Genomic DNA, 15987 nt, shown 5'->3' on the forward strand with positions numbered 1-15987 from the left:
GTCAGGCCCCGAGTCCGAGCAGGCGCGCGGCGTTGTCCTTCACGATGCCGGGGAGCACCTCGGGCTTGAAGAGGGCGCCGGCCTCGGCATCCTTCATCCATCGGTCGGGCGTCAGCAGCGGAAAGTCCGACCCGAACAGGATGCGCGACCGCAGGTACGAGTTCGCGGCGCGCACGAGCGACTCGGGGAAGTACTTCGGGCTCCAGCCCGAGAGGTCGATCCACGTGTTGTGCTTGTGGGTCGCGACCGAGATCGCCTCGTCCTGCCAGGGCACCGAGGGGTGGGCCATGATGATCTGCAGGTCGCCGAAGTCGGCGGCGACCCCGTCGAGCAGCATCGGGTTCGACAGGCCGAGCCGCAGCCCGCGGCCGCCGCGCATGCCGGCGCCGATGCCGGTCTGGCCGGTGTGGAAGAGCGCCACGACGCCCGCACCCTGCAGCGTCTCGTAGATCGGGTAGTACCGCTCGTCGCTCGGATCGAAGCCCTGCACGGTCGGGTGGAACTTGAAGCCCCGCACGCCGTGGTCGTCGATGAGGCGCTTCACGCGGTCGACCGCGTCCGCACGGCGAGGGTCGACCGAGCCGAACGGGATCAGCACGTCGTTGTTGCGCGCGGCGCCCTCGGCGATCTCCTCGCTCGAGACGGGCTCGTGCCCCAGCTGCGTCTCGGCGTCGACCGTGAAGACGACCGCCGCCATCCGGCGCTCGCGGTAGTACGCGGCGACGCTGTCGAGATCGGGCCGCGGGCCGTCGGCGCTGAAGTACTTCGACGCCGCCTCGACGAGGTCGTCGGGCAGTGATGCATGCCCGTGGGCGTCGACCTCGATGTGCACGTGCACGTCGATCGCGGCGATCGCCTCGAGATCGATGGCGGGTTCGTAACGCGTCATGTTCGCTCCGTTGCGGTCGCGGGGGTGGGAGGAAGACGGGTGGATGCCGCGGCACGGCGCGGGCCGGGGCATCCGTCGATCACGCGGTGGGCCGCTGCAGATCTTCCGGCAGCGGGGGGAACTTCTCACCGACGCCCTGCAGCGAACCGCCGGTCGCGGCGGGGAACCGCTCGGTGAGCACGTCGTACGACCAGCCGCCCTCGTGGTACTCGGTGACGACGGCTTCGGGGTGCGACCACAGCTGCAGGCGGTCGCCGCCGATGCCGATCGCCTGGCCGGTGACGCCGGCCGCCTCGTCGGAGGCGAGGTAGGCGATCAGCCCCGCGACGTCGTCGGCGGTGCCGAATCCGAGGTCGTGGCGGAAGAATGCGGGCACCGGCTCTCCGGCGGCGTCGGCTTCGACGGCGGCGGCGAAGTACGGCACGGTCGCGGTCATCGCGGTCGCCGCGACGGGGATCACGGCATTCGCGGTGATGCCCGCGCGCTTGAGCTCGAGCGCCCACGTGCGCACCATGCCCACGATGCCGGCCTTGGCGGCGGCGTAGTTGGTCTGGCCGAAGTTGCCGCGCTGGCCGGTGGGGGAGCCGATCGTGATGATGCGGCCGGGGATCTCGTGCTCGCGCATATAGATCGCCGCCTCGCGCACGCATGTGAACGTGCCGCGCAGATGCACGCCGATCACGGTGTCGAAGTCGTCGTCGCTCATCTTCCACAGCACGGTGTCGCGCAGGACCCCCGCGTTGGTGACGAGGATGTCGAGGCGCCCGAACGTGTCGACCGCGGTCTGCACGAGCTGCTTCGCCGTCTCGGTCGGGCCGACCGGAGCCACCACGGCGACGGCCCTGCCGCCGTCCGCCTCGATAGCGGCGACGGCCGAGGCGGCGATCTGCGCGTCGACGTCGTTGACGACGACGGCCGCGCCCTGACGTGCGAGCTCACGCGCGTAGGACAGGCCGAGGCCGCGCCCCGACCCGGTGACGATGGCGACTTTGCCTTCGAGTGACATGGATGCTCCTTCGCTGGTACTGACATGAAAACCTAAATCATTGAGAAAGTCAATGATTGGAATCTGCTAAGAAACGATTACCATGTGCTCATGCCGAATCCGAAGCAGCCGACCCCCGCGGTGCGTGCGGCCGGCGGCCTCGACCGGCTGTGGCGCACGTCCGTCGGCGAGGACGCCGCGTTCCTGCTCGCCCGCGCGAACGCCCTGTCGCTCGCGGCGGCGAGCGAGGTGCTGAGCCCGCTCGGGCTCAAGGTGCGCTCCTACTCCGTGCTCGCTCTCGCCGTCAGCGCGGAGCGCCCGAACCAGCGCGAGCTCTCGGAGTTCCTGCGCCTCGACCCGAGCCAGCTCGTCGCGCTGATCGACGAGCTCGAGGGCCGGGGCCTCGTGCGCCGCGAGCCGGATGCCGCCGACCGGCGCGTCAACGTCGTCGTCGCGACCGACGCGGGGCGGGCGCTGTGCGCCGACGCGCGCGTCGCGACCGAGCGCGCCGAGGCGGCCGCGTTCGCGGTGCTCGGCGACGACGACATCGCGCGCCTCAAGGAGCACTTGCGCGCGCTGGCAGGGGCGCCCGAGGCCGACTGAACCGCGCGCGGCGCAGCCCGTCAGCGCTTCGCGAGCCGTCAGCGCTTCTCGAGCACGAACCGATCGCGACCGGCGAAGACGCCGACGACCGCCAGCACGACGAGCACGGCGAGCAGGAGCGTGAGCGGCGCCGTCCAGCCGCCGGTGAGGCTGTGCAGGCCGCCGAAGACGATCGGGCCGAACGCGGCGATGAAGTACCCGACCGACTGCGACATGCCCGACAGGGCGGCCGAGGCGTCGTGGTCGCGAGCGCGCTGCGACACGAGCGTGAGCGCCATCGCGAGCGATGCGCCGCCGAACAGCCCGAGGATCGCGCCCCACAGCAGCACGCCCGAGGGGGCCACCATGAGTCCCACCGCGCCGATCATTCCGACGAACGGGATGAGTGCGGGCACGACGCGCTGGACGCGCCCGCGCAGCGTGAGCGGCAGCAGCAGCGAGCCGACGATCGAGAACAGCTGGTAGACCATGACGTCGAACCCGGCGACGACCTCGGAGCGCCCCGTCGACATCGAGATCGCCGCCAGCCACGTCACGAGCATGTAGAACGTCGCCGACTGCAGCCCCATGAACGCGGCGACGAGCCACGCGACCGGGTCGGTCCAGATGCCCGTGCGTCCGTGGTGCTCGGGGGAGCGCACGTGGATGTGGCCTGAGCGGCGATGCGTCCACCACCACACGCCGATGCCGAACGGCAGCAGCACGCCGCCGGTGATCAGCAGCGCGAAGCGCCAGCCCGCCGGGTCGCCGCCGATCTCGAGGTGCGAAATGGGCACCACGACACCCGACGAGATCGCGCCGAAGCCGCCCAGCAGTGCCGAGTACAGCGCCGTGACGCCGGCGATCCGGCCGGGGAACTCGCGCTTGACCACGGCCGGCATGAGCACGTTGACGATCGCCAGGGCCATGCCGATGAGGGCGGTGCCGATCCACAGGCTCGCGACCGGGCCCGGGATCGACCGCACGAGCGTGCCTGCGGCGAGCACGATCAGCGACCCGAGCAGCGCGCGCGGCTGACCGTACCGGCGACTCAGGGTGTGTGCGACGGGCGAGAACAGCGCCCAAGCGGCGAGCGGCACCGCGGCGAGCACGCCCAGGGTCGCGACGGACAGGCCCGTGTCGGCGCCGATCTGGTCGAGCAGCGGACCGAGCGCGGTGATCGTCGGGCGCATGTTCGCCGCGACCAGGCATACGGCCACCAGCAGCAGCGCGATGTTCGTGCGGCGGTCGGCGGCGGTGTCGGTCACGAGGCGTGAGACTATCCGAGCCGCGCGGGATCGCCAAGGCCGCGTCCCGGCATCCGGTGCCCCGGCACCGGTCGGAGCCCCCTCGCCGCGCGCTCTTCGCGAACGCGCGCGGCTCCGGGCGACGAGCTGATCCTGTCGCCTCCGCGCTGCGGCACCCGCCCAACGAGATCGACGATGCCCGCCGCCGGAGGAGCGGACTAGCGTGGGCGCGATGACTCCTTCGACCGGCGGCCCCGCGCGCCGCGGCACGGCGTACTATGCCGCGCTCGTCGCGGTCATCGTGCTCACGGCGGCGATGCTGCGGGCGCCGTTCCTCGCGGTCGCGCCGGTCGCGCGCGAGATGGGCGCCGACCTGGGGGTCACCGCCGCCGTCGTGGGGCTGCTCACCAGCATCCCGGTGCTGTGCTTCGCGGTGTTCGCGCCGGCCGCGGTCGCGCTCGTGCGCCGCGGCGGCGCGAATTTCGCGATGACCGTCACGCTGGTCGGCTCGATCCTCGGATGCCTCGTCCGCGTCGCGGGCGGCATCGAGTGGGCGCTCATCGGCACGACGATCATGGGCCTGTTCCTCACGGTCGGCAACGTCGTGATCCCGGTGATCATCGCTCGCGAGTTCTCGGGCCACCGCGCACACACGATGACGGGCGTCTACACCTCGGCGCTCAACATCGGGACGATGACGGTCACGCTCGCCACGGCCCCCCTCGCCGACGCCGTCGGCTGGCGATGGGCGCTCACGACGTGGTCGTGCTTCGCGATCGCCGCGCTGGTGTGCTGGATCCCGCTGCGGGGGCTTCGAGCGGCGTTCGTCGCGCGCCCCGACGGCGGCGCCGCGTCATCCGATCGCCGCGATCGCGGCTCGGCGTGGAGGCACGGGCCCACGCTGCTGCTCGCCGTCGCGTTCGCGGGTCAGGCGTTCGCGTTCTACGGGGTGACGGCGTGGCTGCCGTCGATGCTCTCGGACCAGGGCTTCTCGGGCGCGGCATCGGGGGCGATCGCGTCGATCTTCCAGGTGTTCGGCATCGCCGGGGCGCTGCTCGTCCCGATCCTCACGATCCGGGCGTCGCTCGCGGCGGGGTTTCTGACGGTGGGCCTGGCGTGGCTCGTCGTGCCGCTCGGGTTCGTCCTTGCCCCGTCGGCGTGGTTGGCGTGGTGCGCGGTGGGCGGCCTCGCGCAAGGCGCCGGCATCACCGTCGTCTTCATCGCGTTCACGTCGCTCGGGCCCGACGCGCACACGATCGCGGGCCGCTCCGGACTCGTGCAGTCGTTCGGCTACGGTGTCGCCGCGATCGGCCCGCTCGCCCTCGGCGGGCTGCACGAGCTCACCGGCTCGTGGGCGGCGCCGCTGCTGGTCGTGCTGGTCGCGGTGCTCGCGCTGCTGGTGTGCGGCACGATCTCGGCGCGGATGCTGCGCACCGAGGTCGCCGCGCGCATCGCCGCCTCACGCTGAGCCGCCGTCTTCGGCGCGTCGCCAAGGCACTGGGGCCCTACGCCAGTCCCTCCAGCGGCCACCCCGTGTAGGCCTCGGCGAGGTAGCGCCTGCCCGCCTCGGACTCGACGACCGAGCGCAGCTCGCCGACCTGGCGAAGCCGGTCGAAGTCCGAGGCATCCGTCGTCGTGTGCAGCATCGAGGTCATCCACCACGAGAAGTGCTGTGCCTTCCAGATGCGGTGCAGGGCCGTGGGGGCGTACGCGTCGATCAGGCGTTCGTCGTTCTCGAGAAGCAGCGCGCGCAGCGCGCGTTCGAGCACGATGACGTCGGCGACGGCGAGGTTCATGCCCTTGGCGCCGGTCGGCGGAACGGTGTGCGCCGCGTCGCCCACGAGCGCCGCGCGCCCGTGGCGCAGCTCGTGCGCGACGAAGCTTCTGAAGCGCAGCACGTCGCGCTGGAAGATCGGGCCCTCGTTGAGGGTCGTGCCGGGCACGCGCGACTGCAGCTCGTGCCACAGCTGCTGCTCGGAGTACGAGGCGGGGTCGACGTCGGGGTCGCACTGGAAGTACATGCGCTGCACGGTGGCGCTGCGCTGGCTGATGAGGGCGAAGCCGTTCGGCGAGTTGGAGTAGATGAGCTCGTGCGCGCTCGGCGGCGCCTCGCACAGGATGCCGAACCACGCGAAGGGGTACTCGCGGAAATACCCGCCCGCAGACGACCCGGTGACGGCGGTGCGCACGACCGAGCGGGATCCGTCGGCGCCGACGACGAACTCCGCGTCGATCTCGAGCGGGTCGCCGTCGGCTGTGGTCGCGAACACGCGCGGACGATCGGAGGCCACGCCCTCGACGCGCAGCGCCGTGACGCCGAACCGCAGATCTTGTCCGGCGGCGAGCCGCGCCGCGATGAGGTCTTTCAGCACTTCGTGCTGCGGGTAGAGCCACACGCCGCGACCGACCAGGCCGGCGAAGTCGATGCGGTGCCCCTCGCCCGCGAACCGCAGTTCGATGCCGTCGTGCCGCTGCCCGACGGTGCGCGCGCGGCTGAACGCGCCGAGTCCGTCGAGCACCTCGACCGTGCCCTGCTCCAGGATGCCCGCCCGGATCGTGTGCTCGATCTGGTCGCGGCTGCGCTGGTCGATCACGACCGACTCGATGCCCGCCGCGGCGAGCAGGTGGCTGAGCAGCAGCCCCGCGGGGCCCGCTCCGACGATGGCCACGCGGGTGCGCACGGTCTCGGTCATGTCGTCTCCTTCGACGGTTCGGATGCTGCGTCCCAGTGTGTATCCGACCGTCGCTGGTTCGACCGGTCTGCCCATTGATCGGGAATCCATTCTGCGCATGCGTCCCGCCCACCCCGTCGAAACCGTGCGTTCTCGCCGAGCAACCACGTCATTCGCGTGGGCAGCGTGGTTGTTCGGCGGGAACACGCGTATTCGACGGTGAACGCATTCGACGGCGAACGTAGTCGACGGCGACCGTAGTCGACGGCGAAGGAGCGGTCGAGCTAGCGCAGGTCGGCTGAGAGCGAAGAGCGGATGCCGCGCGCCGCGCGCACGAGCTCTGTCACCGCCTGCTCGGTCGGGGCGTCCCGGGGCAGCACCACCGAGAGGGCGGCGATGACCTCTCCGCGCGGATCCCGCACCGCCACCGCGATGCCGGTCGACACAGCCTCGATCGACCCGGGCGCGACGGCCACGCCCGTGCGCCGCACCTCGGCGAGCAGGCGGCGCAGGGCTGCGGCATCCGTCACCGTCTCTTTCGCCACCTGCGCCAGCGGCGCCGCCAGCACGCGCTCACGCAGCTCTTCGGGCGCGAAGGCGAGCAGCACGAGCCCCGACGACGAGGCGTGCAGCGGCAGCCGCCCCGCGATGCGGGTGATGTTGGCGCCCGCGTCGGGGTGCGAGAGCCGCTCGAGGAACAGCGCCGAGTCCTGCTCGAGCACCGCCAGCTGCGTGTGCTCGCGGATGCGCGCCTGAACCCGCTCCATGTGCGGCAGCGCCGCCTGCCGCAGTCGCAGGGCGTGCGAGCCGCGCAGGGCGAGCTCCCACAGCCTCATGCCGAGGCGCACGCGGTGCTCGTCGTCGCGCTCGAGCAGTCCGGCCTCGATGAGCCCGTCCACGAGGCGGTGCGCGGTCGACGACGGCAGCCGGGCGCGTCGGCCGATCTCGGAGGCGGTCTGCACCGTGCGGTCGATCGTGAACGTCTCGAGCACGCGCACGACGCGGTCGATCGCGGAGTCCCCCGACGGCGAGTTGGCCATGCCCCAGGATGCCACGCGCGCCGTTCGGGCCCAGCCGACGTTCAGCCGGCTCGAAGAGAGCGGCCCGGGGGACCGGTAGCCTGTTGAGGGAGGAGAATCTGTGGACAGCGGCGAAGGCGTACTGACGCGTGCGATGCGCGTGCTCGAGTGCTTCACCGACGACGACCCGGCACTTTCGGCGACGCAGATCGGCGAGCTCACTGGATTGCCGTCCTCGACTCTGCACCGGCTGCTGTCGCAGCTCACCGCGTTCGGCCTGCTCACCCGCACGCCCGGGCACCGGTACACGATCGGATCGAAGCTGTGGGAGCTCGGCGAGCTGTCGCCGCTGTCGCTGCGGCTGCGCGAGACGGCGCTTCCGCACATGTCGCGGCTGTACGAGGCCACGCGCGAGAACGTGCATCTGGCCGTGCTGGATGCCCCGACTCCCGAGACGGCGACCGCACTGTTCGTCGGGCGGGTGACCGGTCAGGGAGCGATCCCCACGCTGAGCCGCATCGGGGGGCGGCATCCGCTGCACACCACCGGCGTCGGGAAGGCCCTGCTGGCGACGCGCGACGAGGCGTGGCTCGAGCGCTACTTCGCGGTGCCGCTGGAGCGCGAGACCACGCGGTCGATCACATCGGCCGAGGAACTGCGCGCCGACATCGCGCGCTCGCGCAGCCGCGGCTACGCGACCACGCGAGAAGAGATGACCCTCGGCAACATGTCGGTCGCGGCGCCGCTCGCGCGGGTCGAAGGCTTGCCGCCCATCGCGATCGGCGTGGTCGTGCGGCTCGACATCGCCGACGAGAGGCGTCTGAGCGGCCTCGTCCTGCAGTCGGCGAAAGACCTGCGCGCCGCGCTGCGCGACTCCTGATTCCCGCGGAGTGGGAATCAGGCGTCGAATGCGGCGCGGACGCTGACACGATCTTCGTGTTGTGCCACGCGAATCGGCGGGCACGTCGAAGGAGACAGCCATGACCGACACCGACCAGGCGAGCGAGACCTTCTCGTCCTCCGTCGTCCTCGAACAGACCGCGGCGGCTCCCGAGTCGCTGCTCGCCTCGGCCGACATGCCGCCGCAGTCGCAGATCAACCAGGAGATCGCCGACCTGCACGCCCGGTACGAGCGCCGTGAGGCCGCCGGCGAGAAGCTGCGCCAGACGATGTACGACTTCCCGCCGTACCGCTCCAGCATCCTGCGCCACCCCACCAAGAACCCGCGCCTGGTCGACCCCGAGACGATCGAGCTGTGGTCGCCCGCCTACGGCCAGCGCGATGTCGCGGCGATCGAGTCCGACCTCACCCTGCAGCACACCGGCGAGCCGCAGGGCGAGCGCATCACGGTCGAAGGGCGCTTGCTCGACTCGTGGGGGCGGCCCATCCCCAACCAGCTGATCGAGATCTGGCAGGCGAACGCGGCGGGCCGGTACATCCACCAGCGCGACCAGCACCCCGCCCCGCTCGACCCGAACTTCACCGGCGCCGGGCGCATCGTCACCGACGACAGCGGCTTCTGGAAGTTCACGACGATCAAGCCCGGCCCGTACCCGTGGAAGAACCACGTCAACGCGTGGCGTCCCGCGCACATCCACTTCTCGGTCTTCGGCGGCGGTTTCACCCAGCGCATCGTCACGCAGATGTACTTCCCGGGCGACCCGCTGTTCGCGCTCGACCCGATCTACAACACGATCCGCAGCCAGAAGGACCGCGACCGGCTCGTCGGCACGTACGACCACGACCTCACGGTGCCCGAGTTCTCGATGGGCTACCGCTGGGACATCGTCGTCGACGGCCCGGATGCCACGTGGTTCGAGCCCGAGGGAGAGCACTGAGATGGCACGCACACTGACCTCCGACCTGCAGGGCGCCGAGCAGCTCCCGGCGACGCCCGGCCAGACGATCGGGCCGTTCTTCGCCTTCGGGACCGTCTACCCCAAGATGCATGAGGTCGTCTTCCCGCACACGCCGGGCGCGATCCTGCTGGGCGGCACCGTGTTCGACGGCGCCGGCGCGCCGATCCCCGACGCCCTTGTCGAGATCTGGAGCGCAGACGCCGACGGCAACATCTCGCGCGGCCGTGGGTCGCGCCGCCGCGACGACCACACGTTCACGGGCTTCGGCCGCGCGGCGACCACCGACGAGGGCCACTACGAGTTCTGGACGGTCAACCCCGGCTCGGTCTCGGGCGAGGCGCCGTTCTACGCCGTCGCCGTCTTCGCCCGCGGTCTTCCCGACAAGCTCGTCACGCGCATCTACCTTCCCGAGAACCAGGCGGCGCTCGATGCCGACCCGCTGCTGTCGCAGCTCACGCCGGACGAGCGCGCCACTCTGGTCGCCACGCGCCTCGCCGACGGCAGTCTGCGGCACGACATCCGGCTGCAGGGCGAGAACGAGACGGTCTTCATCGCCTTCTGACGCGGGCGGGCCCCGCCGCGTGCGGCGAAACCTGCAGAGGAAGAGAATGTGCCCATGACGTTCGACGAGGGCCTGATGGCCCCGGTGACCGTGGGTCACGATGACACGGTGACGGATGCCGCCTGCCTCGACGCGCTCGTGACGGCCGAGGTGGCTCTCGCCCGCGCGTACGCTGCGGTCGGCGCCGCCCCCGCAGAGAAGGTCGACGCCCTGGCGTCGGCGCTCGGTTGGGCGGACCGCGGAGCCCTGTGCCGCGGTCACGGGATCGACGTGCGCGCGCTGGCGGAGGCATCCGTCGCGGGCGGCAACCCCGTGATCCCGCTCGTCGGGCTGCTGGCCGAGCGCGTGCCGGAGTCCGCCCGGGCGTGGGTGCACCGAGGCGCCACCAGCCAGGACGTCGTCGACACGGCGCTCATGCTCGTCGCCCGTGAGGCCTCGGCGCGCGTGCTCGCGTCGCTGCGCGAGGCCGACACGGCGCTTGCCGCGTTCGCCGCCGCGCACCGCGACGAGGTCGCCGCGGCCCGCACGCTCACCCAGCACGCGGTGCCGACCACCGTCGGCCTGCGCGCGGCGACCTGGCGGCGCGGCGTGCGACGCGCGATCGCGCGACTGTCGGCCGTCGAGCTGCCGGCGCAGCTCGGCGGGGCCGGCGGCACGCTCGCCTCGTTCGTCGAGATCGCGGGGGCGTCGGCGGCCGCGGCCCTTCCTGCGGCCTTCGCCGCCGAGCTGGGCCTTTCGACGCCGGATGCCCCGTGGCACACGACCCGGTGGCCGGTGACCGAGCTCGGCGACGCGCTCGTGCAGACGATCGACGCGCTCGGCGTGATCGCCGCGGACGTCGCGACCCTCAGTCGCACCGAGATCGGCGAGCTCGCCGAGGGCTCGGGCGGCGGCTCGTCGGCGATGCCGCAGAAACAGAACCCCGCGGCATCCGTGCTGGTGCGCTCGGCGGCGCTGCGGGCGCCGCAGCTGGGCGCGACCCTGCACCTGGCAGCCGCGCTCGCCGTCGACGAGCGCCCCGACGGCGCGTGGCACGCGGAGTGGCCGACCCTGCGGGAACTGCTGCGCCTCGCGCTCGGCGCGTCCGCGAACGCGGCGTCTCTCGTCGCGGGCCTGCGGGTCGACACCGACGCCGTGGCCGCCAACCTCGCCCTCACGAACGGCCTGATCGTGGCCGAGCGGCTGTCGATCGTGCTCGCGCCGCTGCTCGGCAAAGCGCGGGTGAGCGCGATCGTCGCGGCCGCCGGTCGCGGCGAGCCGCTCGACGGCCTCGTGCGCGCCGCGGTCGCCGAGGCGGGCGCCGACCTCGACATCGACGCCCTGCTCGACCCCGCGAACTACACGGGCCTGGCCGCCAGGCTCACCGCAACCCCCACGAAAGACGCAGAATGACCGTTCCATCCCTGTCCTTCACCGCCCCCGCGGGCCCGGCCGGCGCACCGCTGGTCGTGCTCGGTCCGTCGCTCGGCACCTCGACGATCCTGTGGGAGAAGGTCGTGCCGCTGCTCGCCGAGCGATACCGGGTCGTCGCGTGGGACCTCCCCGGGCACGGGGCATCCGCTCCCGCCGCCGCGCCGTTCACCGTCGCCGACCTCGCCGACGCGGTCGCCGAGGCGGTGCGCGCGCAGGGCGACGAGCGTGTGCTCTACGCCGGGATCTCGCTCGGCGGAGCCGTCGGTCTCGAGCTCGCGCTGCGGCATCCGTCGCTCGTCGCGGCGGCCGCGATCGTGTGCTCGGGCGCGACCGTCGGCACACCGGCCGGGTGGCAGGAACGCGCCGCGCAGGTGCGCGCGCAGAGCACGTCGACGCTCATCATCGGCTCCGCGCAGCGCTGGTTCGCGCCGGGCTCGATCGAGCGCGAGCCCGAGATCACCGGGCGTCTGCTGCACGCGCTGCAGGACGCGCACGACGAGAGCTACGCGCTGTGCTGCGAGGCGCTCGCCGCGTACGACGTGACCGCGCGCCTGGGCGAGATCGAGGCGCCGCTGCTCGCGGCGTGGGGCGAGCACGACGGCGTGACCCCCGAGGCTTCGTCGGTCGAGGTCGCGTCGGGTGTGCGGCAGGGCCGTGTCGAGATGATCCCGGATGCTTCGCACCTGCCGGCCGCGGAGCAGCCCGCCGCGCTGGGCGCATTGCTGCTGGACTTCTTCGGCTCCGTGGCAGGAAGGTAGAGCATGACCACCAACGAAGGACTCTCAGACGCGGAGCGCTGGGAGCAGGGAATGCTGGTGCGGCGCTCGGTGCTCGGCGACGAGCACGTCGACCGCTCGATCGCGAACACGACCGAGCTGACCGCGGACTTCCAGGACTTCATCACGCGCGTGGCGTGGGGCGATGTCTGGTCGCGGCCCGGCCTCGACAGGCGTTCGCGCTCGATCGCCGTGCTCACCTCGCTCATCGCCCACGGCCACCACGAAGAGCTCGCGATGCACCTGAGGGCGGCGCTGCGCAACGGTCTCGAGGTCTCTGAGATCAAGGAGATCATCCTGCAGTCGGCGGTGTACTCGGGTGTTCCCGCCGCCAACACGGCGTTCCGCATCGCGAACGACGTGCTCGCCGACGAGTTCTGACAGCTCTCTGGGCTTGCTTGGCTAAGTCTGGCTAAGCTAGCCTGGCGCCATGACCCAGGTGAACGTCCACGAGGCGAAGTCCCAGCTCTCGGCTCTGATCGCGCGCGTGCTCGACGGCGAAGAGGTCACGATCGCCCGGGCCGGCGTGCCGGTCGTCGATCTCGTCCGGCACCGCGAGTTGAGCGTCGTGTATGGGCTCGGTCGCGGTGAGCCAGAGCACGATCCCGCGGTGTTCGATGGGATGGACGACGAGATCGAGCGCATGTTCTACGGCTCGGGCGAATGATCCTCCTCGACACGAACGCGCTGATCTGGCTGTACCGCGACAGCCCCAACCTCGGTCCGCGCGCTCGGGCGACGATCTCCGAGGCTGACAGAGTCCACTTCTCGGCAGTCTCTGTCACTGAGATCGTGATGAAGCACATGCTCGGCCGGATCGACCTGCCTGGTGGCGCCGCCTTTCCTGCGGTGTTCACGGACTCCGGCCTCGTCGAGTTGCCTTTCACCGTGGCTCACGCCGCGGCGCTGCTCGAGATTCCCGCGCTGGCGCGGCACGACCCGTTCGACCGAATGCTCGTCGCGCAGGCGAGAGCAGAGGCGATCCCACTGCTGACATCTGACCCGACGCTGCTCGCTCTCGGCGAGGAACGAGTCCGCGACGCACGCCTGTGATCGCGGCGCGGCATCTTCGACTCCCGCTCACCGGGTGGCCGACGACGGACCGCTCCTTGGCCCTGCGTGACGGGCGACATACGATTGGTTCGTAATCCGCACGTGCGTTCGCACAGCGAACACGCGTACCGAACCACTGGAGGTCCCGTGATCGACAAGACGGTTCCGGATGCCGCGGCCGCCGTCGCCGACATCCCCGACGGATCGACGGTGATGATCGGCGGGTTCGGGCGCGCCGGGCAGCCGGTCGAGCTCATCGACGCGCTCATCGCGCACGGGGCATCCGATCTGACCATCGTCAACAACAACGCCGGCAACGGCGACACGGGCCTGGCGGCGCTGCTGGCCGCCGGGCAGGTGCGCAAGATCATCTGCTCGTTCCCGCGGCAGTCCGACTCCTGGGTGTTCGACGGCCTGTACCGCGACGGCAGGATCGAGCTCGAACTCGTGCCGCAGGGCAACCTCGCCGAGCGCATCCGCGCGGCGGGGGCCGGCATCGGGGCGTTCTTCAGCCCGACCGGCGTGGGCACGCAGCTCGCCGAGGGCAAAGAGGCGCGCGAGATCGACGGGCGGCAGTACGTGCTGGAGTACCCCATCAAGGCGGACTATGCGCTGGTCAGCGGGCTGAAGGCCGACCGCTGGGGCAACGTGGTGTACCGCGAGACCGCGCGAAACTTCGGTCCGATCATGGCCACCGCCGCGACCACGACGATCGTGCAGGTCGACGAGATCGTGCCGCTCGGCTCCCTCGACCCCGAGGCGGTCGTCACCCCCGGCATCTTCGTGAACCGCGTCGTCGCGGTGGGGGAGCGTGCCTGGCTCGACGGGGGGTCGTTCGTCGGCGGCGTCGACCTCGAAGGCCGCCCGATCACCGCAGGGACCGAGACGGAGGACGCCCGATGACCACGACCATCAGCCGCGACGAGCTCGCCCGGCGCATCGCCGCCGACATCCCCGAGGGGTCGTATGTGAACCTCGGCATCGGGGCTCCGACGCTCGTGGCGAACTATCTGCCCGAGGATCAGGAGATCATCCTGCACACCGAGAACGGCATGCTCGGCATGGGCCCCGCCCCCGCGGCCGGCGCGGTCGACCCTGATCTCATCAACGCGGGAAAGCAGGCGGTCACGGCTCTTGCCGGGGCGGCGTTCTTCCACCACGCGGACTCGTTCGGCATGATGCGCGGCGGGCACCTCGACGTGTGCGTGCTCGGCGCGTTCCAGGTGTCGCAGACCGGCGACCTCGCCAACTGGTCCACCGGCGCGCCGGGTGCGATCCCCGCCGTCGGCGGCGCAATGGACCTCGCGATCGGCGCGAAGTCCGTCTACGTGATGACCGACCTGCTCACCAAGTCCGGCGAGTCCAAGCTCGTCGAGGCCTGCGCGTACCCGCTCACCGGCGTCGGGTGCGTCACCCGCGTCTACACCGACCACGCCGTCTTCGACGTGACACCCGACGGCTTCGCGGTGCGCGAGGCGTTCGGAGACAACACGATCGCGTCGCTGTCGGCGCTGACCGGGCTGGCACTGCGAGAAGCGGATGCCGCGGCCGAGGCATCCGCGAATCCCGCTCGTTGAGCGAGCCGAGGGCGAGACGAAACACACCGACAACGAGCGACTGGAGAACTGAAATGCCCGCGACCTATGTCTACGACGCCGTCCGCACCCCGTTCGGCCGCGCCGGCGGAGCCCTGGCGGGCATCCGGCCCGACGACCTCGCCGCGATCGTCATGAAGGCGGCCGTCGAGCGCACCGGCCTCGACCCCGCCCGCATCGACGACGTCATCTTCGGCGACGCGAACCAGGCCGGCGAAGACAACCGCAACGTCGCGCGCTTCGGCGCGCTGCTCGCCGGCTTTCCCACAACGGTCACCGGGGTCACCGTCAACCGCCTGTGCGCCTCGTCGGTCGAGGCCGTGATCCAGGGCTCGCGCGCGATCGAGGCGGGCGACGCCGACGTGATCCTCGCGGGCGGTGTGGAGTCGATGAGCCGCGCGCCGTTCGTCGTCGAGAAGTCGTCGCGCCCGTGGCCGTCGGTGGGCAACCAGACCCTCTGGAACACGGCGATCGGGTGGCGCATGACCAACCCGAAGCTGCCTGCGCATTGGACGATCTCCAACGGCGAGTCCGCCGAGAAGATCGCCCGCGAGTGGGGCATCTCACGCGACGCGCAGGATGAGTTCGCGGTGCGCTCGCACCGGCTGGCGGCCGATGCCTGGGCCGCGGGCGTCTACGACGGCGAGACCGTGCAGGTGCCCGGCGCCGCGCTGGCGCGCGACGAGGGCATCCGCGACGACACATCCATCGAGAAGCTCGCCGGGCTCAAGGCTCTGTTCGCCTCTGACGGGGCGGGCACGGTCACCGCCGGCAACTCGTCGTCGATCAACGACGGGGCTTCGGCCGTGCTGCTCGCCCGCGAGGGCGCCGTCGACGGGGAGCCGCTCGCCCGCATCACCGCGCGCGCCGCGCACGGCGTCGACCCCGACCAGTTCCCCATCGCGCCGATCGAGGCCGCGAACAAGGCGCTCGCCCGGGCCGGCCGCACGTGGGCCGATGTCGACCTCGTCGAGCTGAACGAGGCGTTCGCGTCGCAGTCGCTCGCGTGCCTGGCCGGGTGGCCCGACCTCGACCCCGCCAAGCTCAACATCCACGGCGGTGCCCTGGCCATCGGGCATCCGCTCGGCGCGTCCGGCGGCCGCATCATCGGCCACGCCGCCCACGAACTCGCCCGCCGCGGCGGCGGAGTCGCGCTGGCCGCGATCTGCATCGGCGTCGGCCAGGGTCTCGCGGTCGTGCTGGAGCGCTGACGGTGCGCGACGCGCCGACCCGCCGACCTGCCCCGTGCACAACGCAGGACTTCTGCCCCGAGGCAGGCCCTGCCGGGGCCGGGCGAGCGTGGTCGGTGCCGGAATTCCTGCGTTGTGCACGCGG

The 15987-nt window shown here is 71.7% G+C and carries 18 protein-coding genes; 13 read left to right on the top strand and 5 right to left on the bottom strand.

Annotated elements, in window-relative coordinates:
• Window position 1 precedes the first annotated feature (1 nt).
• Window positions 2-889, bottom strand: coding sequence for an amidohydrolase family protein (locus AB1K54_RS13685; RefSeq protein ID WP_371203317.1), 888 nt, complete (start codon window positions 887-889; stop codon window positions 2-4).
• Window positions 890-968: 79 nt separating this feature from the next.
• Entirely contained in the window at window positions 969-1895 is a 927-nt protein-coding gene (locus AB1K54_RS13690) for an SDR family oxidoreductase (protein WP_371203318.1), read from the bottom strand.
• Between the two features lie 90 nt (window positions 1896-1985).
• On the opposite strand from AB1K54_RS13690, the gene AB1K54_RS13695 reads away from it, so the two are divergent.
• On the top strand, window positions 1986-2477 hold the full coding sequence (locus tag AB1K54_RS13695; protein ID WP_371203319.1) for a MarR family winged helix-turn-helix transcriptional regulator: 492 nt from the start codon (window positions 1986-1988) through the stop codon (window positions 2475-2477).
• A 38-nt stretch (window positions 2478-2515) separates the two neighbouring features.
• On the opposite strand, the gene AB1K54_RS13700 is transcribed toward AB1K54_RS13695, so the two are convergent.
• Window positions 2516-3724, bottom strand: coding sequence for a CynX/NimT family MFS transporter (locus tag AB1K54_RS13700; RefSeq protein ID WP_371203320.1), 1209 nt, complete (start codon window positions 3722-3724; stop codon window positions 2516-2518).
• Between the two features lie 211 nt (window positions 3725-3935).
• Between AB1K54_RS13700 and AB1K54_RS13705 the strand changes: the two genes are divergently transcribed.
• Window positions 3936-5171 (top strand): CynX/NimT family MFS transporter, encoded by a 1236-nt coding sequence (locus tag AB1K54_RS13705; RefSeq protein WP_371203321.1) that lies wholly within the window; start codon window positions 3936-3938, stop codon window positions 5169-5171.
• A gap of 37 nt (window positions 5172-5208) precedes the next feature.
• Here the strand turns inward: AB1K54_RS13705 and AB1K54_RS13710 are convergent, their stop codons facing one another.
• Both AB1K54_RS13710 and AB1K54_RS13715 read right to left on the bottom strand, forming a co-directional pair.
• The gene (locus AB1K54_RS13710) at window positions 5209-6396 is read right to left on the bottom strand and encodes a 4-hydroxybenzoate 3-monooxygenase (RefSeq protein WP_371203322.1); all 1188 of its coding nucleotides are present in this window, start codon (window positions 6394-6396) and stop codon (window positions 5209-5211) included.
• Between the two features lie 263 nt (window positions 6397-6659).
• Window positions 6660-7415, bottom strand: coding sequence for an IclR family transcriptional regulator (locus AB1K54_RS13715; protein ID WP_371203323.1), 756 nt, complete (start codon window positions 7413-7415; stop codon window positions 6660-6662).
• A 100-nt stretch (window positions 7416-7515) separates the two neighbouring features.
• Here AB1K54_RS13715 and AB1K54_RS13720 point away from each other — a divergent pair, with 100 nt between their 5' ends.
• From AB1K54_RS13720 to AB1K54_RS13770, 11 genes are all read left to right on the top strand, one after another.
• On the top strand, window positions 7516-8274 hold the full coding sequence (locus tag AB1K54_RS13720) for an IclR family transcriptional regulator (RefSeq protein WP_371203324.1): 759 nt from the start codon (window positions 7516-7518) through the stop codon (window positions 8272-8274).
• Between the two features lie 100 nt (window positions 8275-8374).
• Window positions 8375-9232, top strand: coding sequence for a protocatechuate 3,4-dioxygenase subunit beta (pcaH, locus tag AB1K54_RS13725; RefSeq protein ID WP_371203325.1), 858 nt, complete (start codon window positions 8375-8377; stop codon window positions 9230-9232).
• Between the two features lies 1 nt (window position 9233).
• Window positions 9234-9815: a protocatechuate 3,4-dioxygenase subunit alpha gene (gene pcaG, locus AB1K54_RS13730; RefSeq protein WP_371203326.1), complete on the top strand. Its 582-nt coding sequence runs from the start codon at window positions 9234-9236 to the stop codon at window positions 9813-9815.
• Between the two features lie 54 nt (window positions 9816-9869).
• A complete protein-coding gene (locus AB1K54_RS13735; protein ID WP_371203327.1) occupies window positions 9870-11207 on the top strand; it encodes a lyase family protein in 1338 nt (445 codons plus the stop codon).
• Window positions 11204-11986 (top strand): alpha/beta fold hydrolase, encoded by a 783-nt coding sequence (locus AB1K54_RS13740; protein WP_371203328.1) that lies wholly within the window; start codon window positions 11204-11206, stop codon window positions 11984-11986. The genes AB1K54_RS13735 and AB1K54_RS13740 overlap by 4 nt, the downstream gene beginning before the upstream one ends.
• 3 nt (window positions 11987-11989) lie before the next feature.
• Window positions 11990-12385, top strand: coding sequence for a 4-carboxymuconolactone decarboxylase (gene pcaC, locus AB1K54_RS13745; protein ID WP_371203329.1), 396 nt, complete (start codon window positions 11990-11992; stop codon window positions 12383-12385).
• A 49-nt stretch (window positions 12386-12434) separates the two neighbouring features.
• The gene (locus tag AB1K54_RS13750; protein ID WP_371203330.1) at window positions 12435-12671 is read left to right on the top strand and encodes a type II toxin-antitoxin system Phd/YefM family antitoxin; all 237 of its coding nucleotides are present in this window, start codon (window positions 12435-12437) and stop codon (window positions 12669-12671) included.
• Window positions 12668-13057 (top strand): type II toxin-antitoxin system VapC family toxin, encoded by a 390-nt coding sequence (locus tag AB1K54_RS13755; protein ID WP_371203331.1) that lies wholly within the window; start codon window positions 12668-12670, stop codon window positions 13055-13057. The genes AB1K54_RS13750 and AB1K54_RS13755 overlap by 4 nt, the downstream gene beginning before the upstream one ends.
• A 147-nt stretch (window positions 13058-13204) precedes the next feature.
• Window positions 13205-13960 (top strand): 3-oxoacid CoA-transferase subunit A, encoded by a 756-nt coding sequence (locus AB1K54_RS13760; RefSeq protein ID WP_371203332.1) that lies wholly within the window; start codon window positions 13205-13207, stop codon window positions 13958-13960.
• A complete protein-coding gene (locus AB1K54_RS13765; protein ID WP_371203333.1) occupies window positions 13957-14634 on the top strand; it encodes a 3-oxoacid CoA-transferase subunit B in 678 nt (225 codons plus the stop codon). The genes AB1K54_RS13760 and AB1K54_RS13765 overlap by 4 nt, the downstream gene beginning before the upstream one ends.
• Before the next feature lie 53 nt (window positions 14635-14687).
• Entirely contained in the window at window positions 14688-15863 is a 1176-nt protein-coding gene (locus tag AB1K54_RS13770; RefSeq protein WP_371203334.1) for an acetyl-CoA C-acyltransferase, read from the top strand.
• The last annotated feature ends 124 nt before the right edge of the window (window positions 15864-15987 follow it).

The organism is Microbacterium sp. BWT-B31 (assembly GCF_041379855.1).
Classification (GTDB): domain Bacteria; phylum Actinomycetota; class Actinomycetes; order Actinomycetales; family Microbacteriaceae; genus Microbacterium.

Coding starts and splice junctions, on each gene's coding strand:
- AB1K54_RS13685 (WP_371203317.1), bottom strand. CDS start 889: ATGACGCGTTACGAACCCGCCATCGATCTCGAGGCGATCGCCGCGATC.
- AB1K54_RS13755 (WP_371203331.1), top strand. CDS start 12,668: ATGATCCTCCTCGACACGAACGCGCTGATCTGGCTGTACCGCGACAGC.
- AB1K54_RS13770 (WP_371203334.1), top strand. CDS start 14,688: ATGCCCGCGACCTATGTCTACGACGCCGTCCGCACCCCGTTCGGCCGC.
- AB1K54_RS13740 (WP_371203328.1), top strand. CDS start 11,204: ATGACCGTTCCATCCCTGTCCTTCACCGCCCCCGCGGGCCCGGCCGGC.
- AB1K54_RS13715 (WP_371203323.1), bottom strand. CDS start 7,415: ATGGCCAACTCGCCGTCGGGGGACTCCGCGATCGACCGCGTCGTGCGC.
- AB1K54_RS13695 (WP_371203319.1), top strand. CDS start 1,986: ATGCCGAATCCGAAGCAGCCGACCCCCGCGGTGCGTGCGGCCGGCGGC.
- pcaH (WP_371203325.1), top strand. CDS start 8,375: ATGACCGACACCGACCAGGCGAGCGAGACCTTCTCGTCCTCCGTCGTC.
- pcaC (WP_371203329.1), top strand. CDS start 11,990: ATGACCACCAACGAAGGACTCTCAGACGCGGAGCGCTGGGAGCAGGGA.
- AB1K54_RS13735 (WP_371203327.1), top strand. CDS start 9,870: ATGACGTTCGACGAGGGCCTGATGGCCCCGGTGACCGTGGGTCACGAT.
- AB1K54_RS13750 (WP_371203330.1), top strand. CDS start 12,435: ATGACCCAGGTGAACGTCCACGAGGCGAAGTCCCAGCTCTCGGCTCTG.
- AB1K54_RS13765 (WP_371203333.1), top strand. CDS start 13,957: ATGACCACGACCATCAGCCGCGACGAGCTCGCCCGGCGCATCGCCGCC.
- AB1K54_RS13710 (WP_371203322.1), bottom strand. CDS start 6,396: ATGACCGAGACCGTGCGCACCCGCGTGGCCATCGTCGGAGCGGGCCCC.
- AB1K54_RS13690 (WP_371203318.1), bottom strand. CDS start 1,895: ATGTCACTCGAAGGCAAAGTCGCCATCGTCACCGGGTCGGGGCGCGGC.
- pcaG (WP_371203326.1), top strand. CDS start 9,234: ATGGCACGCACACTGACCTCCGACCTGCAGGGCGCCGAGCAGCTCCCG.
- AB1K54_RS13705 (WP_371203321.1), top strand. CDS start 3,936: ATGACTCCTTCGACCGGCGGCCCCGCGCGCCGCGGCACGGCGTACTAT.